9 protein-coding genes and 2 pseudogenes are annotated in these 23,332 nt (G+C 47.3%); 7 read left to right on the top strand and 4 right to left on the bottom strand.

Going from position 1 to position 23,332, the window contains the following annotated elements; all coding sequences use genetic code 11:
• Positions 1-84 precede the first annotated feature (84 nt).
• Together rpoH and BDE27_RS00155 are read left to right on the top strand one after the other, a co-directional pair.
• Complete coding sequence (gene rpoH, locus BDE27_RS00150) at positions 85-942, top strand: RNA polymerase sigma factor RpoH (protein ID WP_074020519.1); 858 nt, start codon at positions 85-87, stop codon at positions 940-942.
• A gap of 130 nt (positions 943-1,072) precedes the next feature.
• Complete coding sequence (locus BDE27_RS00155) at positions 1,073-2,206, top strand: glycerate kinase (protein ID WP_099130966.1); 1,134 nt, start codon at positions 1,073-1,075, stop codon at positions 2,204-2,206.
• Positions 2,207-2,255: 49 nt separating this feature from the next.
• On the opposite strand, the gene BDE27_RS00160 is transcribed toward BDE27_RS00155, so the two are convergent.
• On the bottom strand, positions 2,256-3,470 hold the full coding sequence (locus BDE27_RS00160; RefSeq protein WP_099130863.1) for an MFS transporter: 1,215 nt from the start codon (positions 3,468-3,470) through the stop codon (positions 2,256-2,258).
• A 50-nt stretch (positions 3,471-3,520) separates the two neighbouring features.
• On the opposite strand from BDE27_RS00160, the gene BDE27_RS00165 reads away from it, so the two are divergent.
• Entirely contained in the window at positions 3,521-3,982 is a 462-nt protein-coding gene (locus tag BDE27_RS00165) for a MarR family transcriptional regulator (RefSeq protein ID WP_099130862.1), read from the top strand.
• Positions 3,983-4,098: 116 nt separating this feature from the next.
• On the opposite strand, the gene BDE27_RS00170 is transcribed toward BDE27_RS00165, so the two are convergent.
• Both BDE27_RS00170 and BDE27_RS19190 read right to left on the bottom strand, forming a co-directional pair.
• The gene (locus BDE27_RS00170; RefSeq protein WP_099130861.1) at positions 4,099-4,401 is read right to left on the bottom strand and encodes a helix-turn-helix domain-containing protein; all 303 of its coding nucleotides are present in this window, start codon (positions 4,399-4,401) and stop codon (positions 4,099-4,101) included.
• 1,347 nt (positions 4,402-5,748) lie between these two features.
• Complete coding sequence (locus tag BDE27_RS19190) at positions 5,749-5,931, bottom strand: hypothetical protein (protein WP_143707502.1); 183 nt, start codon at positions 5,929-5,931, stop codon at positions 5,749-5,751.
• 880 nt (positions 5,932-6,811) lie between these two features.
• Between BDE27_RS19190 and BDE27_RS20315 the strand changes: the two genes are divergently transcribed.
• Positions 6,812-7,216, top strand: coding sequence for an AMP-binding protein (locus tag BDE27_RS20315; protein ID WP_422645818.1), 405 nt, complete (start codon positions 6,812-6,814; stop codon positions 7,214-7,216).
• On the top strand, positions 7,134-22,292 hold the full coding sequence (locus tag BDE27_RS00175; RefSeq protein ID WP_422645819.1) for a non-ribosomal peptide synthetase: 15,159 nt from the start codon (positions 7,134-7,136) through the stop codon (positions 22,290-22,292). Before BDE27_RS20315 ends, BDE27_RS00175 begins: the two co-directional genes overlap by 83 nt.
• Before the next feature lie 315 nt (positions 22,293-22,607).
• Here the strand turns inward: BDE27_RS00175 and BDE27_RS20320 are convergent.
• Positions 22,608-22,781 (bottom strand): annotated as a pseudogene (locus BDE27_RS20320) (LysR family transcriptional regulator); the annotation flags it as partial.
• On the opposite strand from BDE27_RS20320, the pseudogene BDE27_RS00180 reads away from it, so the two are divergent.
• A pseudogene (locus BDE27_RS00180) lies at positions 22,780-23,080 on the top strand (IS1 family transposase); the annotation flags it as partial. The pseudogenes BDE27_RS20320 and BDE27_RS00180 sit on opposite strands and share 2 nt — an antisense overlap.
• A gap of 53 nt (positions 23,081-23,133) precedes the next feature.
• Positions 23,134-23,241: a transposase gene (locus BDE27_RS20325; protein ID WP_422645820.1), complete on the top strand. Its 108-nt coding sequence runs from the start codon at positions 23,134-23,136 to the stop codon at positions 23,239-23,241.
• Positions 23,242-23,332: the final 91 nt, after the last annotated feature.

The following is a 23,332-nucleotide window of genomic DNA, read 5'->3' on the forward strand; positions in this document are numbered from 1 at the left end:
CACTTTTGGCTTGAATAAACCTTACTGGTGAACTCAGGCAAACTTGAAGGCCATCAATTTGGATCTAATTTTGAGAGAATTTGAATGACAAAAGAAATGCAAACTTTGGCATTAGTTCCACAAGGTAGTTTGGAAGGGTACATCCGTGCCTCCAATGCTTATCCTATGCTTTCTGCTGAGGAAGAGAAGGAACTGGCAGAAAGGCTGCATTACCAGGGAGATCTGGATGCAGCGAAAAAGCTGATTCTTTCTCACCTGCGCTTCGTTGTTCATGTTGCCCGCAGTTATGCCGGTTATGGTCTGCCGCAAGCGGATTTAATTCAGGAAGGTAATATTGGCCTGATGAAAGCGGTTCGTCGATTTAATCCAGAAGTGGGAGTACGTTTAGTTTCTTTTGCTGTTCACTGGATTAAGGCAGAAATCCATGAATATGTATTGCGTAATTGGCGTATTGTGAAAGTCGCAACGACAAAAGCTCAGCGTAAGCTGTTCTTTAATTTGCGCAAGGCTAAACAACGTCTGGGGTGGTTCAATCAGGATGAAATTGAACTGGTTGCCAAAGAATTGGGCGTGACCAGCAAAGATGTCCGAGAGATGGAATCCCGTATGTCAGCGCAGGATATGGCATTTGATATGTCCTCTGATGATGATAATCATGATAGTCATCCAGTGGCTCCGGTGCTGTATTTGCAAGACAAGGCTTCTGACTTTGCCGATGGCATTGAAGAAGATAACTGGGAAACCCACGCTGCGGATAAACTTTCTGTGGCGATGGAAGGGTTGGACGAACGTAGCCAAGACATCATTCGTTCCCGTTGGTTGGATGATGACAATAAAACCACCTTGCAAGAATTGGCAGATAAGTATGGTGTATCCGCTGAACGTGTTCGGCAGCTAGAAAAAAATGCCATGAAGAAATTGCGACTGGCGATTGAAGCGTAATTTCTTAGCTGAGCAAAACTTGCTGGATTAAAAAGCGATAATTTGTTTATCGCTTTTTTTATGCGCGCAAGATAATTAGCAGTGAACAGCAAAATAACCATCAGTGTCAGAGAGCCGAGGAAATTCCATGATGAAAATTGTGATTGCCCCTGATTCATTTAAGGAAAGCTTGAGTGCCTTGCAGGTGGCGCAGGCGATAGAGCGGGGATTTAAGGAGATTTATCCACAGGCAGACTACATCAAGCTACCTATGGCGGATGGCGGCGAAGGGACAGTAGAATCACTGGTGGCTGCAACTGGAGGAAAACGTATCGTGTGTACTGTTACTGATCCTTTGGGACAACCTGTTGAGGCATTTTTTGGTCTGCTTGGCGATGGAAAAACCGCAGTGATTGAAATGGCTGCTGCTTCTGGTTTGCACTTGGTGCCGATGGAACAGCGTAACCCTCTGATAACGACGAGTTATGGAACGGGAGAATTGATTCTGGCTGCATTGGAACAGGGGATACATAAACTGATTTTAGGCATTGGCGGCAGTGCAACCAACGATGGTGGCGCAGGTATGATGCAGGCACTTGGTGCGACTTTATTGGATGGTGACAGTCGTATTCTGCCATTCGGCGGCGCGGCATTAACTCGGCTGGAAGGTATTGACTTAACGAACCTTGATCCGCGTCTCAGGCAAATTGAATTTACCGTGGCTTGTGATGTGAATAACCCATTATGTGGTGAACAGGGAGCATCAGCGGTGTTTGGTCCACAAAAAGGTGCGACACCGGAGATGGTGAAATCGTTAGACTCTGCATTGCATCATTATGGCATGAAAATAGAATCCCTAACGGGGAAAAGCGTGATTGATGCTGCTGGTGCTGGTGCGGCTGGAGGGATGGGGGCATCCTTATTGGGATGTTTGGGGGCAAGATTACAGTCAGGTATTAAGATTGTTATTGAAACCTTGCAACTAGAAGAAGTTATTCAGGGCGCAGATCTGGTCATTACGGGGGAAGGTCGTCTGGATAGCCAGACCATATACGGTAAAACTCCCATTGGTGTTGCCCGTGTTGCGAAAAAGTTTGGCATTCCCACCATTGCGTTAGTTGGGGGAATGAGCCGAGACTATCATGTTGTGCATCAGCATGGGCTGGATGCGGTCTTTTCCATCATACCGGAGGCTTGTTCCCTTGCTGATGCCCTCGCCAATGGTGCCGATAATTTGCAGGTAACGGCACGGAATATTGCAGCAATTTGGGCTATTTCCCACTAAATGCTGCTTGTTTTTTATCTTTCAATTTTGTCGTTTGCTCCCATTAGCGCTATCGCCGTTTACGGTGCTGTTGAGTCATGATGGCAGTGAAACCGATAGATACAGCAAATAACAACGCTCCCATTAAAAATACCCATTCATAGTGGTCGTTGAATAATAAGAAACTGCCAACCATTGGGCCAACAGCCATTCCCATATATCGAATAAAATTATAAAGCCCAATCACAGTTGCCCGTTCTTCCACAAATGTTGTTAACAGCAAAGTGGCATGTGTAGGTGTCGATATCCCCAGAGTGAAACCGTATAAAGCTGTGACAATGATTAACGTGGGAATGCCGAATCGATATGTGATGGAAAACAACAGGATTAAAGCCAGATTTAGCAAGCTGCTGACAATCAGGCCATTTATCTTAGATAACCGATGATGGAGTAAACGATAGCTATAGCTGCCAACAATCATTGCCAATGATATGGGAATGTACATCCAACCAATATCGGCAGGGCTGAAATCATATTCATGGTTTAAGATGATGGGTAAAAAAGTCAAAAAGCAGAAATAACAATAGAACAGCATAAAGCCAATACAGAAAACGGATTGTGCGATGCGATCTGACAAAATCTGACCGAAGTTCCAAAACACCCTTTTAGCACTTGCTGACTGTTTTGGCTTATTTTCTGGTATGGTTTCGGGTTTAGTTTCTGGTAACCAAAGCGAATTGCTGATAAGTATTAGCCCACCGATAACAGCAATAAATTGGAAAATCGCAACATATCCGTTTAATTCGGCTAAATAGCCGCCGAGCAACGGTCCCAAAGCAGGAGTCAGCGTTAACAACATCTGATAAGTACTGATGGCTTTGGCTCGATGTTGCTCTTCATACAGATCACCAATAATTGTCGCTGCAATAACAGGAATAGCTGCAATCCCAATAGCTTGAACTATTCGGAAAGCAATCAGCCAATAAATATCAGAAGCCATTGCACAACCAATAGATCCAATGACGGAAATAATCAGAGCAGGAAGTAAAATGGCTTTACGACCTTTGCTGTCCGCTAATGGACCATACACGATTTGCATAATAGCTAAAACAAATGTGAATGCTGATACAGTCAGGTTTACTAAAGGTAGGGGCGCATTGAATAGCTCCTGTATGGTAGGAATAACGGGAACATAGATATTTTGTGCAAGAGATCCTAATAGGGCACTGAAGCATACTAGGTAGAAGATCACGTTTACATTACGAATTGAGTTACATCTATTCATTTCTCTCTCCTTTTTGTTTCCGGGGAAATATTATTTTGGAAAAGTCGTAAATGAGTGACAGTACAGTTTACCAACGTAAGATCCTTGCCGCAGTTAATCACTTGATACCTCTAAGAGATGGTATTAAGAGAGGGCATAATGAAGAGGTACTCCGCGAATATGGACTCAGTGGCTATTCATTGTCTGAATTACATGTGATCCAGTGTATAGGAGAATCGGTATTATTAAATATCACAAGTATCAGCCAGGCGCTGGGAATGACCAAGGGTGCTATCTCAAAGATCTGTGCAAAACTTCTTCAGCGCTCTATCGTTGAAAAACTGAAAATGGTAGATAACCAGAAAGAGACCTATTTCAGCTTCACTGACGAAGGGAAGCTGATATTTTCTGCGCATGAAAAATTGCATCGGCAAATAGAAGCAAGATGGTTGCAAATATTGGAAAACTATTCGCCGGAAGAATTGATGACCATTAGGCGATTTATTGCCGATATATCGGACCACTCTCGATAATGAAATGCCGCAATATATCGTGGCATGAATATAGTGGCATGACAAGAATCAGAAGCCTGAATGGGATAATTGAAATCAGTAAACAACAGGCTTCTGACGAATTTATCTTGCCTCATTCAACAACCATTCTTGCCTATAATTGTCTCGGCAATGGGGATATATTGATCCGTGATTTTATTAACAGTACTGTCCTCTTTCTTGACTGGTTTGCAATCTTCGAAAAACCATTGAATTGGCGTATTAAACGTATCGGCAATATCAACGAGATGGGAGAGGTTGATCCGATTCACTCCCGTTTCATAACGTGAAAGTTGCTGCTGACTGAGGCCAAGTATCTTTGCTAATGCTGTAGCAGTGATACCCAGCTCTTTCCTTTTGATCTGAATACGTTTTCCGACTAATAGGTTTGCATCTTCCATATCTCATCCTTTTTTCATTAGTAAGTTATGGCGTCATCAAGGAGAATTGCCGAAGCTTAAAATGAGTGCGATTTTTGCCCCGTTAGTTGCTCGTAAAATAGAGCCTGCCTTGACGGATTATCGTTCACGGTATGCCTATTGTTACCACCTGATTCACCGTTTTGGTTTTCTAACATGCGTTTTGTTTTTGTAATCCTTGTCTTATGGCTACCTCTGCATATTTTTTCGGTTGAGTTACCGATGCGGCTTAAACAGAGTTCCTATTCTCCTTGCATGAAAGATAACCAATATGTTCCTGGTTTTTATTTTATGGGATTTTGTATATTTAAAATAATTTTATTTTATTGATTTTTAATGGTTTTTAGTTGATTTATTAAGGTAAACATGCAAAAGACAGTGAATTTTTGTCTAACCTCATGTTTGTTGACATATATCATTCTTGTTGATGATTTTCTTGAGGTTATAAACCGGACAAAATATATCAAACTGTAAACATAATCCTACATAATTTAACCTAAGTCAAATTTCATTATATACTACAAACCATTCCATTTAAGCAATTATAATATATGAATTTTTTTTGTTATTCACATATTTTGTTGCATCATCATAATATTCATGGTGAAAAAATATTACTTGATGCCAGTCAGGTATTGCCAGATCATCCAGAATTAATGTTTTAAAAGCATTACATATCCAAAATTTAATTCTATTTAGCGATAGTCATACGGATTATAAATCTAAACTAGACAGTTTGATATAAATTGTTTTGTTTTTTAATAAAATTTTATTTATTTGACTTATGTGAAGGTATTTTGATGTTTTGGTGGATTATTTCGGCTGATTTACCTTATTTTCATTAAAAATATTATTTACCATTACCTTTTCCACTAAATTGACTTTTAATTCGCCTAAAAATGAGGTTTACTCGCATTTTTGAATTTTTTGAAAACGGCAAGAACATTCCTTACGAGATATTAAGAGATATTTTTATTTACCTAATAAAAACAATAATATATCAATTTTTTTTGGTGGATGGGCGTTTTATCAAGTTGTATTCTGTTTTTCTTTGAGGATTTTTCTATGAAAAATAACGGCATTGAAGTGTTTTTTCGACATATCGCATGAAAATTGAAAAAAACAGCTGTTGTACAAGGTTCCCAGAAATACCATTGTGGTTGGAAACTTCGCAGCCGATAGGGCAGCAATATGGAAGGAGAGGTTGATATATTACGATTATGTATATCGGTTAAATTGCTGTGAAGAATTTATCCTCATTAAAACAGACTGATAGATAATCTGAAATTTTTTTAAAATCAGTGAGTTATTCTTTCTGGTTTATCTCTGTTACCGACTAAAGCCCCGCCCTGGGGAATGATGTTGTTGTGATTTTTTTTCCTGCCCGACACGTTGTCGCACCTGCCGCTTATGTTCAGCCTGTTGCTCTTTCAGCAACCTCGCCTGCTCTTCCAGCCGTAATTGCTCCGGTTGCAATTTATCCTGCTGAGAATTTCTCTGAACTCTTTGCATCTCATGAAAAAGATCGTGTTTACACTTGAAGAGGTATAGTGGAATAACTCCCAAATTTGTCAAATTTGCTTTTTCGAATGACGTAATAACTTATTTATCTCCATGGTTAAGTTATCGCATTTCGTATCATAACGGAAACATGAAAATTAAATAGATGGACTGATTTATAGAATAAAAACGAAAATAACCTCAAATTTACCGATTATTTCACTGAGAACTTATACGAAAATTAATATTTATTTGAAATTATTTTGTTTCGGTATTAAATATAATTGGTGTTTACATTTACATTAGTTATGTAATTTGATTATTATAAAATAACATGTAGTTAATTTAGTTTATGTTTTATATGGGTGAATATACATGTATTTATTATAACATTATGATAAATAATAATTTTATTTGGTTGGCCTTGTTCCTTGGTTGTTAGTGGTTATTTATAAACATAAGCACTTCATTTTATCTGAAATAATTTCAGTCAAATACTAAATGGAAAAAATACAGCAAGAACTTAGCGCTCATGCCAGTAGATATATTCAATAGATCCATTTTTATTTAGTTGTGGAATTCAGCGTAATAAAAAATTGATGTAGATCAAAAACGCTTATCTAAAAAAACAGGAAAAAATGGAATGCCTTCTTATGGTTCATCAAATGAATCATTTATTCCGTTGTCTGGAAAATTATTGTCACATCATTTTTGGCTGTGCGGTTATTAACCGGACTATGACATCCAGCGCCTGAAAAATATTGCCTGAGTATCTTTCGATGCTTGGCGTACCTGTTGTTATTTCTCCTAAAAGTAAAAGAAAAATATTTGTGATGGTTGCTGGGAATAACAGTTTTCAAATATCCGATAGATTCGTTGAGGTAGTAAGCAAATGAAAGACAGTATTACCAGCAAGGAAAATACCCTTAAAGTGGGGTTGCTGGAAACTTGGAACGCCACGGAAACACCCTATCCTGACCATGTATGTATTCATCAGTTGTTTGAACAACAAGCAGAGAAAACCCCGACTGCCGCCGCGTTAATCGCTGGGGATCAGACACTGAGCTATGCGGAACTGAATGCCAGGGCCAACGGGTTGGCTTGTCAACTGATTGAACAGGGGATTTGCCTGGGTGACCATGTAGCGATTCTGTTAGAACGTTCAATTGAACTGGTGGTGGCTCAGTTAGCTATCCTTAAAGCGGGGGCGGTTTATGTCCCTGTCGATCCCAACGTACCGGATGAACGGAAAAAACTGGCTGATAAACGATTGTGCCGCCAAATTACTGCTGACTGATATGCAGACGGAAATCCCGGCTGAATTGGTTGTCCCGCGGATCCATCTTACCTGCGAGACAGAACAGATCAGGGCAGAAGAGCATCGCAATCTTGATTTATTGGGTGCCAGTGCCGAGCCAGCGTATATCATGTATACCTCCGGTTCGACGGGTATACCAAAAGGGGTCATCGTGCCCCATCGGGCTGTCGTCCGGTTGGTTATCAATAATGGCTATGCTGACATCGAACCCAATGACCGAATTGCTTTCGCCGCTAATCCGGCTTTCGATGCCAGCACCTTCGAAGTTTGGGCACCGTTGCTTAACGGTGCTGCGCTGGTAGTTATTGATCATACCACGTTGCTGACACCGCGGGACTTTGTCCAGGCGTTACAGGCGCATCGCATTACGATCCTGTGGATGAGTGTCGGGCTGTTTAACCGGTTGGCGGAGGAACTATCTCCGGTGCTGCCTCAACTTAAAATGCTGCTGGTCGGGGGAGATGTCCTCGATCCGCATGTCATTGCTCAAGTACTGCGTAAGAACCCGCCCCAAAAGTTATTGAATGCCTACGGTCCGAGTGAAGGAACCACGTTTACCACGATTTACCCTATTCACGAGTTAACATCGGGCACGACCGCTATTCCTATTGGGCGCCCCATTGCCAACACCCGGATTTATTTGCTGGATACTGACGGTCAACCGGTGCCATTGGGGATGACTGGTGAGATTTATATCGGGGGTGACGGAGTGGCCTGCGGTTATCTCAATCGCCCTGAACTGACCGCTGAACGCTTTCTCACCGATCCATTTAGCGATAAACCGAACGCGCGTATGTACCGCACCGGAGATTTGGCCCGCTATCTGCCGGATGGCAATCTGGAATTTTTGGGCCGTAACGACCAGCAGGTGAAAATCCGTGGTTTCCGGATTGAACCGGGGGAAATTGAGGCTCGGCTGGTGGAATATCCGGCGATACGTGAAGCTGTGGTGCTGGCGTTAGGGGAGGGGCAGGACAAACAACTGGTTGCCTATGTGCTGACCCAAGAGAATGACAAATTGGCCGCTCGCCTGCGTGAACACCTGAATGCACGGTTGCCGGATTATATGATACCGGTAGCCTTTGTGCGTCTGGATGAATTTCCATTGACACCGAATGGTAAATTGGATCGCCGGGCGTTGCCGGCACCGGGGGAGGACGCCTTTGCCCGTCAGGTTTATGAAGCGCCGCGAGGAGAGAAAGAGATTGTTCTGGCAACCCTTTGGCGCGAATTACTGGGTATTGAGCGAATTAGCCGACATGACAGTTTCTTTGCGTTGGGCGGTCACTCTTTGCTCGGTGTACAGATGATTGAACGCCTGCACAATCTGGGATTGACACTGGCCGCCCGTAATCTGTTCCAGTGCCCTGTGCTGTCAGAATTGGCCCAGACATTGGAGCAACATCAGGCTGTAGTCGTACCGCCGAATGTCATTACACCAGCGACCACCGTGCTGACACCTGCAATGTTGCCGCTAATTGATCTGACCCAGTCTGAGATTGACCACATTGTTGAACAGGTGCCGGGTGGGATCGCTAATGTTCAGGATATCTATGCCCTGTCGCCGTTGCAGGACGGTATCTTGTTCCATCATCTGCTGGCGAAGGAAGGTGATCCCTATCTGCTGGCCTATCCGATGATTTTTTCTGACCGGGCGCTGCTGGATCGCTATCTGGCGGCAGTACAACAGGTGGTTGATCGCCATGATATCCTGCGGACCGCATTTATCTGGCAGGGATTATCTGCACCGGTGCAGGTGGTCTGGCGTCAAGCGCCTTTATCGGTCACTGAACTGACTCTGGATCCGGCTGATGGGCCTGTGGGTGAGCAATTGGCTCACCGTTTTGACCCACGTCAGTATCGTTTTGATCTGAGTCAGGCCCCATTGTTACGCTTTGTCGTAGCACAAGAAACAGTAGCGCAGGAAACCGATGGCCGCTGGCATGTGCTGCAATTGCAGCATCACCTGATTGGCGACCATACGACAATGGAAGTGATGCACCGTGAAGTGCAGGTTTGTCTTGCCGGACAGGATGACAACTTGCCAGTACCGGTGCCTTTCCGCAATCTGGTGGCGCAGGCCCGGTTGAATATTCATCAGGCAGAGCATAGCTTCTTTACTGACATGTTGGCTGACGTGGATGAGCCGACGTTGCCGTTTGGCCTCACCGAGGTGCATCGTGATGGTTCGCAAGTCACACAATCGCACCGGATGTTATCGCCGGAGTTAAACGACCGCCTTCGTCAGCAAGCAAAACGTCTGGGCGTCAGCGTAGCAACATTGTGTCATCTGGCCTGGGCGCAGGTGCTGTCGCAGACCAGCGGTCAGGAAAAAGTGGTGTTTGGCACTGTGCTGTTCGGGCGCATGGCAGCGGGGGAAGGAGCTGACAGCGGCATGGGGCTGTTTATCAATACCTTGCCGCTGCGACTGGATATGGATGACACACCGGTGCACGACAGTGTACGGCTGGCACAGTCCCGGCTAGCCGGATTGCTGGATTATGAGCATACTTCACTGGCGCAGGCCCAACGTTGCAGTGGCGTAGCGGGTGGTACGCCACTATTTAGTGCCCTGTTGAACTACCGACATAATGAGCAGCCGCTGATCCCACATGAGGTTGTACCGGGTATCGAATTCCTGGGTGAACAGGAGCGGACCAACTATCCGTTGGTGCTGTCGGTAGAGGACGGGGGTTCTACTTTGGGGCTGACGGCGCAGGTAGTACAGCCATTTGAGCCGGATCGGGTATGTGGTTATATGCAACAGGCGCTGACCAGTCTGGCAGAAGCGCTGGAGCGGGCACCAGAAACGCCGGTACGGGAACTGAATATCTTACCTGTAACGGAACGTGCGTTATTGCTGGAAATCTGGAACGCAACTGAAAAACCGTATCCTGAGCAGTTATGTATTCATCAGTTGTTTGAACAACAGGTAGAGAAAACGCCGGTTGCTACAGCGCTGATAGCGGGAGATCAAACCCTCAGTTATATGGAGCTGAATATCCGTGCTAACTGGCTGGCTCGTCAGTTAATTGAGCAAGGGGTTTATCCGGGTGAGCATGTTGCGATCTTGTTAGAGCGATCCATTGAACTGGTCGTGGCTGAGTTAGCTATTCTCAAGGTAGGTGCTGTTTATGTTCCGATTGATCCTGGCGTACCGGACGAGCGGAAGGACTGGTTGATAAAAGATTGTTCAGCTAAATTGCTGCTCACTGATATGTGGGCTGATATTCCGGCTGATCTCCTGGCTGTTCCGTTATTTCGTCTCTCTGGTGAGATGAACACCATCAGGGAAGAAGATCGCCTCAATCTTGACTTACCCGCTTCCAGTACCGGAGCAGCGTATATCATGTATACCTCTGGATCTACTGGCACACCAAAAGGAGTGGTAGTGCCTCATCGTGCGGTGGTTCGGTTGGCTGTCAATAATGGTTATGCTGAAACTGGACAAGATGACCGAGTTGCCTTTACCGCTAACCCGGCTTTCGACGCCAGTACCTTCGAAGTCTGGACTCCTTTGCTTAACGGTGGCGCGCTGGTGGTCATCGACCACGCTACCTTGTTGACACCACAGGCGTTTGTACAGGTTTTACAGGTTCATCGGATTACTGTCCTGTGGCTGACGGTTGGATTGTTTAACCGACTGGCAGCGGAATTGTCTCCGGTTCTCCCACAGATCAATATCTTGATTGTCGGAGGGGATGTTCTTAATCCGCATGTGATCGCTCAAATCCTGCGTAATAGCCCGCCTCAGCAGTTATTGAATGGCTATGGGCCAAGTGAGGGAACGACGTTTACCACGACATACCGTATCACTGAAATGCCAGTAGGGACGACAAATCTTCCCATTGGTCGGCCAATCTCTAACACACGCCTCTATTTGTTGAACGCTTATGGCCAACCCGTGCCACTGGGGGCGATCGGTGAGATTTATATTGGTGGAGACGGCGTTGCCTGTGGCTATCTTAATCGCCCTGAACTCACCGCTGAACGCTTTTTGGTTGATCCTTTTAGTGATCAACTGGATGCCCGCATGTATCGAACCGGGGATTTGGCTCGCTATCTGCCGGATGGCAATCTGGAATTCCTTGGTCGTAATGATCAGCAGGTCAAAATTCGCGGTTTTCGGATTGAACCGGGGGAAATTGAAACTCGGTTGAAGGAGTATCCTGCGGTGCGTGAGGCGGCGGTGCTGGTGTTAGGTGACGGGCAGGACAAACGGCTGGTCGCCTATATAGTAGCGCAAGCAGATGATGGATTAATCAACAACCTGCGTGCCCATTTAAGCGCAGTCTTGCCTGATTATATGGTGCCGGCGGCTTTTGTACGTCTGGATGAATTCCCATTGACGCCGAATGGTAAACTGGATCGTCGGGCATTGCCGGTGCCAGGAGAGGAAGACTTTGCCCGTCAGGTCTATGAAGTGCCGCAAGGGGAAACTGAAATGGCCTTGGCGGCTATCTGGCGCGAGTTGTTGGATGTTGAGCAAATCAGTCGGTATGACAATTTCTTTGCTCTGGGTGGTCATTCGTTGTTGGCGATGAGGGTGATGAACCGCGTCGCGGCTTTAGGTGCCGAACTGCCGCTGACCACATTGTTTAAAGCGCCTGCTTTGCTGGCCTTTGCTAAGGTGGTTGATGAGCGTCTTAATGAACAGCGTGGGGCATTACCCGCCATCACACCGACACCCCATGACGGAGCGCTACCCCTGTCATTCGCGCAACAGCGTCTGTGGTTCCTGGCGCAGTTTGAGGGGGTTAGTGATACCTACCATATTCCGTTGGCACTGCGTTTACGGGGCCAGCTTGATATTCATGCCTGGCAGCAGGCGCTGAATCACTTGTTTGCCCGCCATGAAGCATTACGTTCCGTTTTTATCACAGTAAATGAACAGCCTCAGGTTGAACTCCTGCCGACGGAATTTGGTCTGCCGATGAAAAAATACGATCTGCGTAAAGCTCTTGAGGTGGATGAACAGCTTAAGCGTTTGCGTGAGCAGGAAGCTAAAATGCCGTTTAATCTTGCCTGCGGTCCCTTAATTCGTTCTGTTCTGATACAACTGACTGACGATGAGTATGTCTTCCTGCTGACCCAACACCATATTGTGTCCGATGGCTGGTCTTTAGGGATATTGAAATCAGAATTGAGTGCACTTTATTCGGCCTGTTTAAACCAACAGCCTGATCCGTTGCCGCCGTTGATGATCCAATACCCTGATTATGCTGCATGGCAGCGTCAGTGGCTTTCTGCGGAGAGGGTTCAGGTTCAATCCGATTATTGGCGAATGGTGTTGGCTGACGCGCCAGTTTTGCTGGATTTGCCAACTGATCGACCACGTCCGCCCGAACAGTTGTTTGCCGGGAATCTGTGGCCTATCAATCTGGACGCAGACTTAACGGCATCCCTTAAGCGTCTGAGTGAACAACAGGGGGTCACGTTATTTATGACCTTGCTATCAGCCTGGTCAATAGTTCTGTCTCGTTTGTCAGGTCAGGATGATGTGGTTATCGGTACACCAAGTGCTGGTCGCAGTCGTCAGGAAGTGGAATCCTTGATTGGTTTCTTTGTTAATACGTTGGCTTTGCGTATCGACTTATCGGGTGAGCCTAATGTAACGGAGTTGCTGGCGCGTGTGCGGCAAACCGCGCTGGCGGCACAAGAGCATCAAGATTTACCGTTTGAACAAGTGGTGGAAATCGTACAACCACCGCGTCGGCTGGCGCATACCCCGTTGTTTCAAGTGATGTTTGCCTGGCAGAGCAATGAGATTGTGGAATGGAAATTGCCGGGGCTGACAATTTCACCGATCGATCAAGCCTTTGATGTCGTTAAGTTTGATCTTGAACTTAACTTGTTTGAAGAGGAGGACAGGGTTGTCGGTTATCTCGGCTATTCAACCACCCTGTTTGATCAATCGACAATCGAACGACACGTTGAATATTTGCACACAATATTGCAAGCGATGGTCGCTGACATTCAGCAGCCAGTCGGGGAAATGAATATTCTGGCACCAGTAGAGCGCCAGTTGTTGCTGGAAACCTGGAATGCAACTGTAACGCCATATCCTGAACAGTTGTGTGTTCATCAGTTGATTGAACAACAGGCAGATAGAACCCCGGATGCTATAGCGGTAAGGTATGAAAACCAGACGCTCAGCTATGCCGAATTGAATACCCGCGCCAACCGATTAGCACATCAACTGGTTGCATTAGGTGTCATCCCCGATCAACCAGTAGCCATTTGTGTGACACGATCACTGGAGAGAATAGTGGGATTGCTGGCGGTGTTGAAAGCGGGTGGAGCTTATGTGCCATTAGATCCGGCTTATCCGGGTGAACGGCTGGCTTATCTGCTTACTGATGCTGCGCCAACTGTTTTGCTGGCGGATCATATTGGCCGGGCAGCACTGGGTGAAGAAGCACTGAAGACGCTAACTGTACTCGATCCAAATGCCCTGCCGGATCAGCCGGACAATAACCCGCAGATCCCTGATCTCACCTCACGGCATCTGGCGTATGTAATCTACACTTCCGGATCCACTGGCAGACCGAAAGGGGTGATGATTGAACATCAGAGTCTGGTTAACCTGACGCTGGAACACATTGCCCAGTTTGATGTTGGTGTCACCAGCCGGATGTTGCAGTTTGCCTCATTTGGCTTTGATGCCAGCGTCTGGGAAATCATGATGGCGTTGAGCAGTGGGGCTATGCTGGTTATTCCGACTGAAACAATCCGGCAAGACCCGCACCGTCTCTGGCATTATCTGGAAGAGCAATCGGTGACGCACGCTTGTTTGACACCCGCTCTACTGCGGGATGGTGCTGATTTACCGGCGCTGGCGATAAAACCGACCGTGATACTGGGTGGTGAAGCACCCAGTCCGACGCTAATCCAGACATTAAACCGTCAGGCCACGCTGTTCAATGCCTATGGCCCGACGGAAATCACTGTTTGCGCCACCACCTGGAATTGCCCGTCAGATTATGCAGGGGGATTAATTCCCATCGGTAGACCGGCAGTTAACAAACGTATCTATCTGTTGGACAAACATGGTCAGCCGGTGCCGTTGGGCGCAGTAGGTGAGTTATATATTGGTGGTGTGGGTATGGCCCGTGGCTATCTCAATCGCCCTGAACTCACCGCTGAACGTTTCCTGACGGATCCGTTTAGTCATCAACCGGATGCGCGGATGTATCGAACTGGGGATTTGGCCCGTTACCTGCCGGATGGCAATTTGGTATTTGTTGGCCGTAATGACCAACAGGTTAAAATCCGTGGCTTCCGAATTGAACCGGGAGAGATTGAAACTCGGTTGATTGAACACCCAGCGGTGAGTGAGGCATTGGTAGTGGCGTTGGGTGATGGACAGAATAAACGCCTGGTGACTTATGTGGTAGCGCAAACGGATGATGGATTGGCCGCCAGTTTGCGTGAACACCTGAGTGCGCGGTTGCCGGATTATATGGTGCCAACGGCTTTTGTACGTCTGGATGAGTTTCCGCTGACGCCAAACGGCAAGCTGGATCGCCAGGCGTTGCCGGCACCGGGAGAAAAAGCCTTTGCCCGTCAGGTCTATGAAGCCCCGCAAGGGGAGATAGAAATGGCGTTAGCGACCATTTGGCGTGAATTGCTGGAAGTTGAGAAGATCAGTCGGCACGACAGCTTCTTTGCCTTGGGAGGCCACTCCCTGTTGGCGGTACGAATGATTGAGCGTTTGCGGTGTATGGGATTGGGTATCTCGGTACAAGCGCTATTCCAGCATCCAACATTGAATGTGCTGGCTCAGTCTTTGTCTCAGCATTGTGAGATCAAGGTGCCTGATAACCGTATTACACCGGATACGTCTGTGTTAACACCGGAGATGTTGCCGCTGATTGACCTCACTCAGCTTGAAATTGACTGTATTGTTGATCAGATATCGGGTGGGATGGCTAACATTCAGGATATCTATGCTCTGTCACCGCTACAGGATGGTATTTTATTCCACCATCTGCTGGCAAATGAAGGTGATCCTTATCTTCTGATAACCCAACAGGCTTTTGCGGATCGGACTTTACTGGATCGTTATCTGGCCGCGGTTCAACAGGTGGTTGATCGCCATGATATCCTGCGGACCGCTTTTATCTGGGAGGGATTATCAGCTCCGGCTCAGGTGGTTTGTCGTCAAGTTCCCTTACTCATCACAGAATTGACACTCAATCCGGCTGACGGATCGATAAGTGACCAACTGACCCAACGCTTTGATCCGTGCCAGCATCGTATTGATCTGAGTCAAGCACCGTTGTTGCGCTTTGTTATTGCTCAGGATACTGATGGCCGCTGGATCTTGCTGCAACAGTTACATCACCTGATTGGTGACCATACCACGCTGGAAGTGATGAACAACGAAGTGCAGGCGTATCTTACCGGACGGGGAGACCGTTTGCCGGCGCCAGTACCTTTTCGTACTTTGGTCGCTCAGGCTCAATTGGGGATCAGCCAGGAAGAACATACCCGTTTCTTTACCGATATGCTGGCGATGGTGGATGAGCCGACGCTGCCATTCGGATTGACGGAAGTACACCATGATGGCTCGCAGGTGACGGAATCGCACAGAATGCTGACGCCTGCACTGAATAACCGCCTGCGTAATCAGGCCCGGCGTTTGGACGTCAGTGTGGCGGCGTTGTGCCATTTGGCCTGGGCGCAGGTATTGTCGCGTACCAGTGGTCAGAAGCAAGTGGTGTTTGGTACGGTGCTGTTTGGGCGTATGCAGGCTGGCGAAGGCGCCGACAATGGCATGGGGCTGTTTATTAATACCCTGCCGTTACGGTTGGATATAGATGAAACCCCGGTGCAGGAGAGTGTACAGGCTGCTCATAGCCGATTGGCGGGGTTATTAGCGCATGAACATGCATCACTGGCGCTGGCTCAACGTTGCAGTGGAGTAGCCAGTGGGACACCGCTGTTCAATGCGCTGTTGAATTACCGACATAATACCCAGCCGGTCACGTCGGATGAAATCATCAGTGGAATTGAATTCCTTGGGGCACAGGAGCGGACCAACTACCCGTTTGTGTTGTCGGTAGAGGATGGTGGTTCCGATTTGGGGCTGACTGCTCAGGTAGTACAACCCTTTGATCCGGAAAGGATATGCGGTTATATGCAACAGGCTCTGGAGAGTCTGGCAGAGGCGCTTGAACAGGCGTCGGAAACGCCGGTACAGATGTTGGAAATCCTGCCGGAAACTGAACGCACATTGTTGTTGGAAACCTGGAATGCGACCGAAACAACCTATCCTGACCAACTGTGCATTCATCAATTGTTTGAACAACAGGTGGAGAATGCCCCGGACGCCACAGCGTTGGTCTATGAAAACCAATCCATTAGCTATGCGGAATTGAATATCCGTGCTAACCGGCTGGCGCATCAGCTTATCGCGCTGGGTGTTGAGCCGGATCAGCGGGTGGCGATTTGCGTGGCAAGTTCACCGGCGCGGATAGTGGGGCTGTTGGCAATATTGAAAGCGGGTGGTGCCTACGTGCCGCTAGATCCTGCTTATCCGGGTGAACGTCTGATTCATATTTTGACCGATGCTGCACCGACTATTTTGTTGGCAGATAATACCGGACGTTCAGCATTAAATGAGCAAATGTTTTCGCAGTATGTTGTTCTTGATCCGAATTCATCACCTGATCAGTTGGACACCGATCAACCAGATACTAACCCATACGTTGCTGAGTTGACCTCCTGTCATCTGGCTTATGTGATTTATACTTCCGGATCGACGGGTACGCCGAAAGGTGTGATGGTTGAACATTGTGGGTTGGTCAACCTCATCCAGGATAAAATCGCCCAGTTCGCCGTTCATTCTCATAGCCGGATGTTGCAATTCGCTTCATTTGGTTTCGATGCCAGTGTATGGGAAATCATGATGGCATTAGGCAGTGGCGCCAGTCTGGTTATTCCTGACAATGCCATTCGTCAAGAGCCGGGTTGTCTCTGGCATTATCTGGAAGATCAATCGGTGACGCACGCTTGTTTGACACCCGCGCTGTTGCGGGATGGTGCGGATTTACCGGCGATAACCATCAAACCAACATTAATACTGGGCGGAGAGGCTCCCAGTGTGGCCTTGCTTCAGGCACTGAGTGGTCGGGCAACGGTATTCAATGCTTATGGCCCGACAGAAATCACCGTTTGCGCCACCGCCTGGCGTTGTCCATCAGACTATCAGAGGGGATTCATTCCGATTGGACGTCCGACGGCCAACACCCGGATTTATCTGCTGGATGCCCTCAGCCAGCCAGTGCCTTTGGGGGCGGTGGGTGAACTGTATATTGGGGGGACCGGTGTTGCCCGTGGTTATCTCAATCGTCCTGAACTGACCAGCGAACGTTTCTTGGCTGATCCGTTTAGTAATGGTACTGATGCCCTGATGTATCGCACTGGGGATTTGGTTCGTTATCTGTCGGATGGCAATCTGGTATTTGTTGGCCGTAATGACCAGCAGATTAAAATCCGTGGTTTTCGGATTGAACCGGGGGAAATTGAAGCTCGGTTGACAGAACATTCCGCAGTACGGGAAGCGCAGGTATTAGCATTGGGTGATGGGCAGGATAAACGTTTGGTCGCTTATGTGTTAGCAGAATCGGATGACGGATTGGCAGCGAGCCTGCGTGAGCATTTGAGTGCTCTATTACCTGATTATATGGTGCCTGCGGCTTTCGTCTGTTTGACCGCATTCCCGCTAACCGCTAACGGCAAGTTGGATCGCCGGGCATTGCCGGTGCCGGGAGAGGAAGACTTTGCCCGTCAGGTTTATGAAGCTCCGCAAGGGGAGATAGAAACGGCGTTAGCGGCTATCTGGCGTGAAGTGTTAGGGATTGAACAAATTAGTCGACATGATAATTTCTTCGCGTTGGGGGGCCATTCGTTGTTGGCTGCGCGGGTGATGAACCGTGTAGCAGCTTTCGGTGTTGAGCTACCGCTTGTTACCTTGTTTATGGCACCCTCGCTGGCTGCTTTTGCGGAGAAGATCTACGCACAATGTAATGAGGATAGTGACAGGTTGCCTGAGATTACTCCGGTATCCCGCGATAGTGCTCTGCCATTGTCGTTTAGCCAGCATCATCTGTGGTTCCTCTCGCAGTTTGAAAGGGTGAGTGATACTTACCATATTCCTGTAATACAGCATGTGCGTGGTCAGTTTGATATCGGCGCCTGGCAGCGGGCACTTAATGCTTTGTTTGCTCGCCACGAAGCTTTGCGTTCTGTCATTGTGACGGTTGACGGTCAACCCCAAGTCAGGCTCTTGCCGCCTGAACCCGGTTTGTCCATGAAGCAATATGATCTGCGAGGTGTACCTGACGCGGATGAACAACTTAAGCGTTTGTGTATGGAGGAGTTTGGGCGATCGTTTGATCTTGCACAGGGGCCATTAATCCGCTCCAGTCTGATACAGCTGGCAGACAATGATTATGTATTTCTGCTGATCTTACATCATATTATTTTTGATGGCTGGTCTTTAGGGATACTGAAATCAGAGCTAAGTGCCCTCTATACGGCTTTTTTGACAGGTCAACCTGATCCACTACCACCGTTGATGATTCAGTATCCTGATTATGCTGCATGGCAGCGTCAGTGGCTTTCGGTTGAACGCTTACAGTCCCAATCTGACTGTTGGCGTACTATGTTGGCTGATACACCGGTACTGCTTGATTTACCAACAGATCGGCCACGCCCTCTTCAGCAGTCGTTTATAGGGAGTTCATTGCCCATCAATCTGGATGAGGTGTTAACGAAATCCCTCAAGCGCCTGAGTGAGCAGCAGGGGACAACGTTATTCATAACCATTCTGTCAGCTTGGGCTATGGTTCTGTCACGTCTGTCGGGTCAGAGTGATCTGGTTATCGGCACACCTTGTGCCGGCCGTGGTCGTCAGGAAATTGAATCCCTGATGGGTTTCTTTGTCAATGTATTGGCTTTACGTATTGACTTATCGGGCACCCCGGATGTGACGGAATTACTTGCGCGTGTGCGGCAAATTACGTTGGCGGCACAGGATAATCAGGATTTGCCGTTTGAACAGGTGCTGGAAATTGTGCAACCGCCGCGCAGACTGGCGCATACACCGCTGTTCCAGGTGATGTTTGCCTGGCAGAACAATGAGAAAATAGAGTGGAAATTGCCAGCGCTGGAAATCTTACCGGTTGATCAGGTTTTTGATGTGGTCAAGTTTGATCTTGAACTTAATCTGTTTGAGGAAGAAGGCAGAATTGTAGGTACTCTGAATTATGCAACGGCTTTGTTTGATCAACAGACAATCGAGCGGTATGTGGGTTATCTGCACACCGTATTGCAAGTGATGGTGGCTAACCCACAACAACCCATCAGGGAAATTGATATTTTGTCACCGGCGGAACGTAGACTGTTACTGGAAACGCGGAATGCGACTGAAATAGCCTATTCTGAACAGGTGTGTATCCATCAGTTGTTTGAGCAACAGGTGGAGAAAACCCCGGATGCTACAGCGGTGATACATCAGGAGCAGATCTTCAGCTATGCGGAACTGAATGTTCAGGCTAATCGGCTAGCTCATCAGCTCATCTCTCTGGGTGTAGTACCGGATCAGCGGGTGGCGATTTGTGTGACACGTTCACCAGCGATGGTAGTGGCGCTATTGGCTGTACTGAAAGCGGGTGGCGCCTACGTACCACTGGATCCCGCCTATCCGGGTGATCGTCTGGCTTATATGCTGAATGATGCCGCTCCGTTGGTGGTACTGGCGGATAATACCGGGCGTGCCACACTGGGTGAAGAAGCACTGGCGAAATTAACCGTACTTGACCCGAATACTCTGCCTGACCAGCCAGACACCAACCCGCAGGTTCCTGCGTTAACTTCACGGCATCTGGCCTATGTGATTTATACTTCCGGTTCGACTGGTATGCCGAAAGGGGTGATGGTTGAACATCGTGGGTTGGTCAACCTTATCCGGGATAAAATCAGCCAGTTTGACATTCATCCCCATAGCAGAATGTTGCAATTCGCCTCATTTGGTTTCGATGCCAGCGTCTGGGAAATCATGATGGCATTGTGTGGTGGTGCCACCCTGGATATTCCTGCCGACATGGTTCGTCAGGATCCGCGCCGCCTCTGGCGTTATCTGGAAGAACAGGCGGTGACTCATGCCTGCCTGACACCGGCTCTGTTGAGGGATGGTGCGGATTTACCGGAGATAAACATAAGGCCAACATTGATACTGGGTGGGGAAGCGCCCAGTGCGGCGCTGCTCCAGGCACTGCGTGGCCGAGCCACACTGTTCAATGCTTATGGCCCGACAGAAATCACGGTATGTGCCACCACCTGGTGTTGTCCGGCAGATTATATCAATGCGTTAACGCCTATCGGACGTCCGACGGCCAACACCTGTGTTTATCTGCTGGATGCCTGTGGCCAACCGGTTCCATTGGGAGCGGTTGGGGAATTGTATATTGGTGGTAATGGTGTAGCGCGTGGCTATCTCAACCGTCCTGATTTGACTGCTGAACATTTTCTGGCTGATCCGTTTAGTCAGGCACCGGATGCACGGATGTACCGAACCGGAGATTTAGTCCGCTACTTGCCGGATGGTAATCTGATATTTATTGGCCGTAACGACCAGCAAGTTAAAATCCGGGGATTCCGTATTGAACCGGGTGAGATCGAAGCTCGGCTGACAGAGTATCCGGCGGTGCGTGAAGCTATCGTACTGGCTTTGGGGGATGGGCAGGATAAACGTCTGATCGCTTATATCGTGGCGGAAGAAGATAGCGGGTTGGCTGCTCGTTTGCGTGAACATCTGAGTGCTATTTTGCCTGATTATATGGTGCCGGTGGCTTTTGTACGTCTGAACGCATTTCCGCTGACCCCTAACGGTAAGTTGGATCGTCGGGCACTGCCTGACCCTGATCAGAATGCCTTTGCTCATCAAGCCTATGAAGCGCCGCAGGGAGAGGTTGAGATCGTATTGGCTGCTATCTGGCGTGAATTGCTGGAGGTTGAGCAAATAGGCCGGTATGACAATTTCTTTGCGTTGGGTGGACATTCGCTGCTTGCTATGCGGATGATAAACCTTGCCGCAGGTCGTGGTTTGATGTGTACATTGAATGACCTATTCCAATTCCCTGTGCTGGCTGAACTGGTATCAAAAATCACATTAGATCCACTGTCTCAGCCGCAAAGCAGTGCGATACCGGTGCGGCTCTCAGGAACGGAACCGCCACTATTTTTTGTGCCCAGTGGTATGTATGATTACTCCTATGTCTTTGGATTAGCACAACATATTCAGTCTGACTATCCGATTTATGCCTTGCCCTGGCCGTCCATCAATGAAGAGCAGGTATCGACTATTGAAGCATTGGCCGCCAAAATGATCACCTTTATGAAGGCGGTTCAACCGAAAGGCCGATACCGGATCTACGGTTACTCTTCTGGTGGTGTATTGGCTTATGCCATTGCCCAGCAACTTTTGAATGCCGGTGAAACCGTCGATTTTCTGGGTTTAATTGATACGCCTGCTCCTCACTGCTTCAGGCAGCAGGTCATTCAACCAAAACTCCAGTTTCTTACTGAACTGGCAAAACAGTCGGGCGGAGAACATGAAGAGGAGATTGCGGTATTGCATCAGAGAATTGATAAACTGAATTTGGTGCAATTTATTGCTGCGGCGCAGGAACTGGGACTCTATCCGGCAAACCAGCGTCCTGACTTGATCGCAAGACGCTGGGAACAGATGGTAAATTATATGCAAATGGTCAAGGAATATGAACCACAAGCATTGGCGATAACGCTCCACCAGTTTTATGCAAGAGAACCTTATCCGCAGCTCCCTTTTGTTACGGAAGCCGAATTACCCTCCTTGAGTATGGAACCGTCGTTAGGCTGGAAACAGGTCATGCCTGATTCTTTGCTCCAGCTAACATCTGTACCGGGCGACCATTTTAGCCTGATGGAAGATAGTAAAAATAAAACCATTTTGGCTAAAACCCTAAGTATGGCGTTGGCAATGAATTGTGAAGCGGAGGTGGTGTAATGTCAGTGATATTGCAGGAATAGCAAGCGATTATTGACGGCGATACTATCCGGTTAAAAATGTTTATCTGGTGCGCCCTAAAATCTCGCCACGCTTCTTATTCATTAAACCGATAAGAAGCGTGGCGGGTGTTCTTGGCGTATTCCATTGGTCATTAAATTGATTATTGCTTGCGAAATCAGAATTGTTGGTCTCGCATAATTATTTAGTATTAATCTACTTAAATAATTTGACATTGAGTCATCACTGAGCAAAATTTCATTTTTGTAGTTAGACTCCCTTCTTATTGAGTAAACTATTTAAACCATTAATGACTATTTCTCTGTAACAAAGTCCTTTTTGATTAGAAATACACATAGAGCGGGGCATTAATGCCATACCTTTTTCTCTTGGAATACTGGAAAGCATTACCAGTGAGTCATCAGGTTCCTTACATCTTTTTAATAGGCAAGGTAATTGTTGAAAATAATTTTCACATTTATCGTAAATTATTTGTGACGTTGATGAACAATGGTCATTTGTGAGTAGTAAGAAAAATCAACGCTGGCTCTGGTATGCTTGGGAACCTCGCCTCAAGCGAGTTGTGGCGCATGTTTTTGGTGATTGAACTTCCTGAAGAAAAACATATTGTTGGAAAACATTATACCTAACGTATAGAAAGAACTAATTTGATATTTCGTACCCGTTTAAAAAGACTGAATCGAAGGACGAGGGGCTATTCCAAATCAAAGGAGATACACGACAAGGTGATAGGGCGTTTCATCGAACGTGAATACTCTTCTTTATAGGGTGATCTAACTATTGGAGTCATGACCGGAATCGATAAACGAAGATACAAGCGATAGCAGACAGCAGATGTCAACTGGAATGGCTTCCCGCTTATAGTCCGGATTTGAATCCTATAGAACACAAATGGGGCGGAGCAAAAGCGATAAGGAAGCAAAATTAATTACTGCAAACCCAGATGCAGCAAGGCCTTGAGAAGAAAGTGCAGAGGGTGTATAACTGAGAGGGTGAAAAAGATTTATAGGGGGGCTTCG

The sequence above is a fragment of the Xenorhabdus ehlersii genome (assembly GCF_003610465.1).
Classification (GTDB): Bacteria; Pseudomonadota; Gammaproteobacteria; order Enterobacterales; family Enterobacteriaceae; genus Xenorhabdus; species Xenorhabdus ehlersii.

Coding starts and splice junctions, on each gene's coding strand:
- rpoH (WP_074020519.1), top strand. CDS start 85: ATGACAAAAGAAATGCAAACTTTGGCATTAGTTCCACAAGGTAGTTTG.
- BDE27_RS20315 (WP_422645818.1), top strand. CDS start 6,812: ATGAAAGACAGTATTACCAGCAAGGAAAATACCCTTAAAGTGGGGTTG.
- BDE27_RS19190 (WP_143707502.1), bottom strand. CDS start 5,931: ATGCAAAGAGTTCAGAGAAATTCTCAGCAGGATAAATTGCAACCGGAG.
- BDE27_RS00155 (WP_099130966.1), top strand. CDS start 1,073: ATGAAAATTGTGATTGCCCCTGATTCATTTAAGGAAAGCTTGAGTGCC.
- BDE27_RS00175 (WP_422645819.1), top strand. CDS start 7,134: ATGTCCCTGTCGATCCCAACGTACCGGATGAACGGAAAAAACTGGCTG.
- BDE27_RS00170 (WP_099130861.1), bottom strand. CDS start 4,401: ATGGAAGATGCAAACCTATTAGTCGGAAAACGTATTCAGATCAAAAGG.
- BDE27_RS00165 (WP_099130862.1), top strand. CDS start 3,521: ATGAGTGACAGTACAGTTTACCAACGTAAGATCCTTGCCGCAGTTAAT.
- BDE27_RS00160 (WP_099130863.1), bottom strand. CDS start 3,470: ATGAATAGATGTAACTCAATTCGTAATGTAAACGTGATCTTCTACCTA.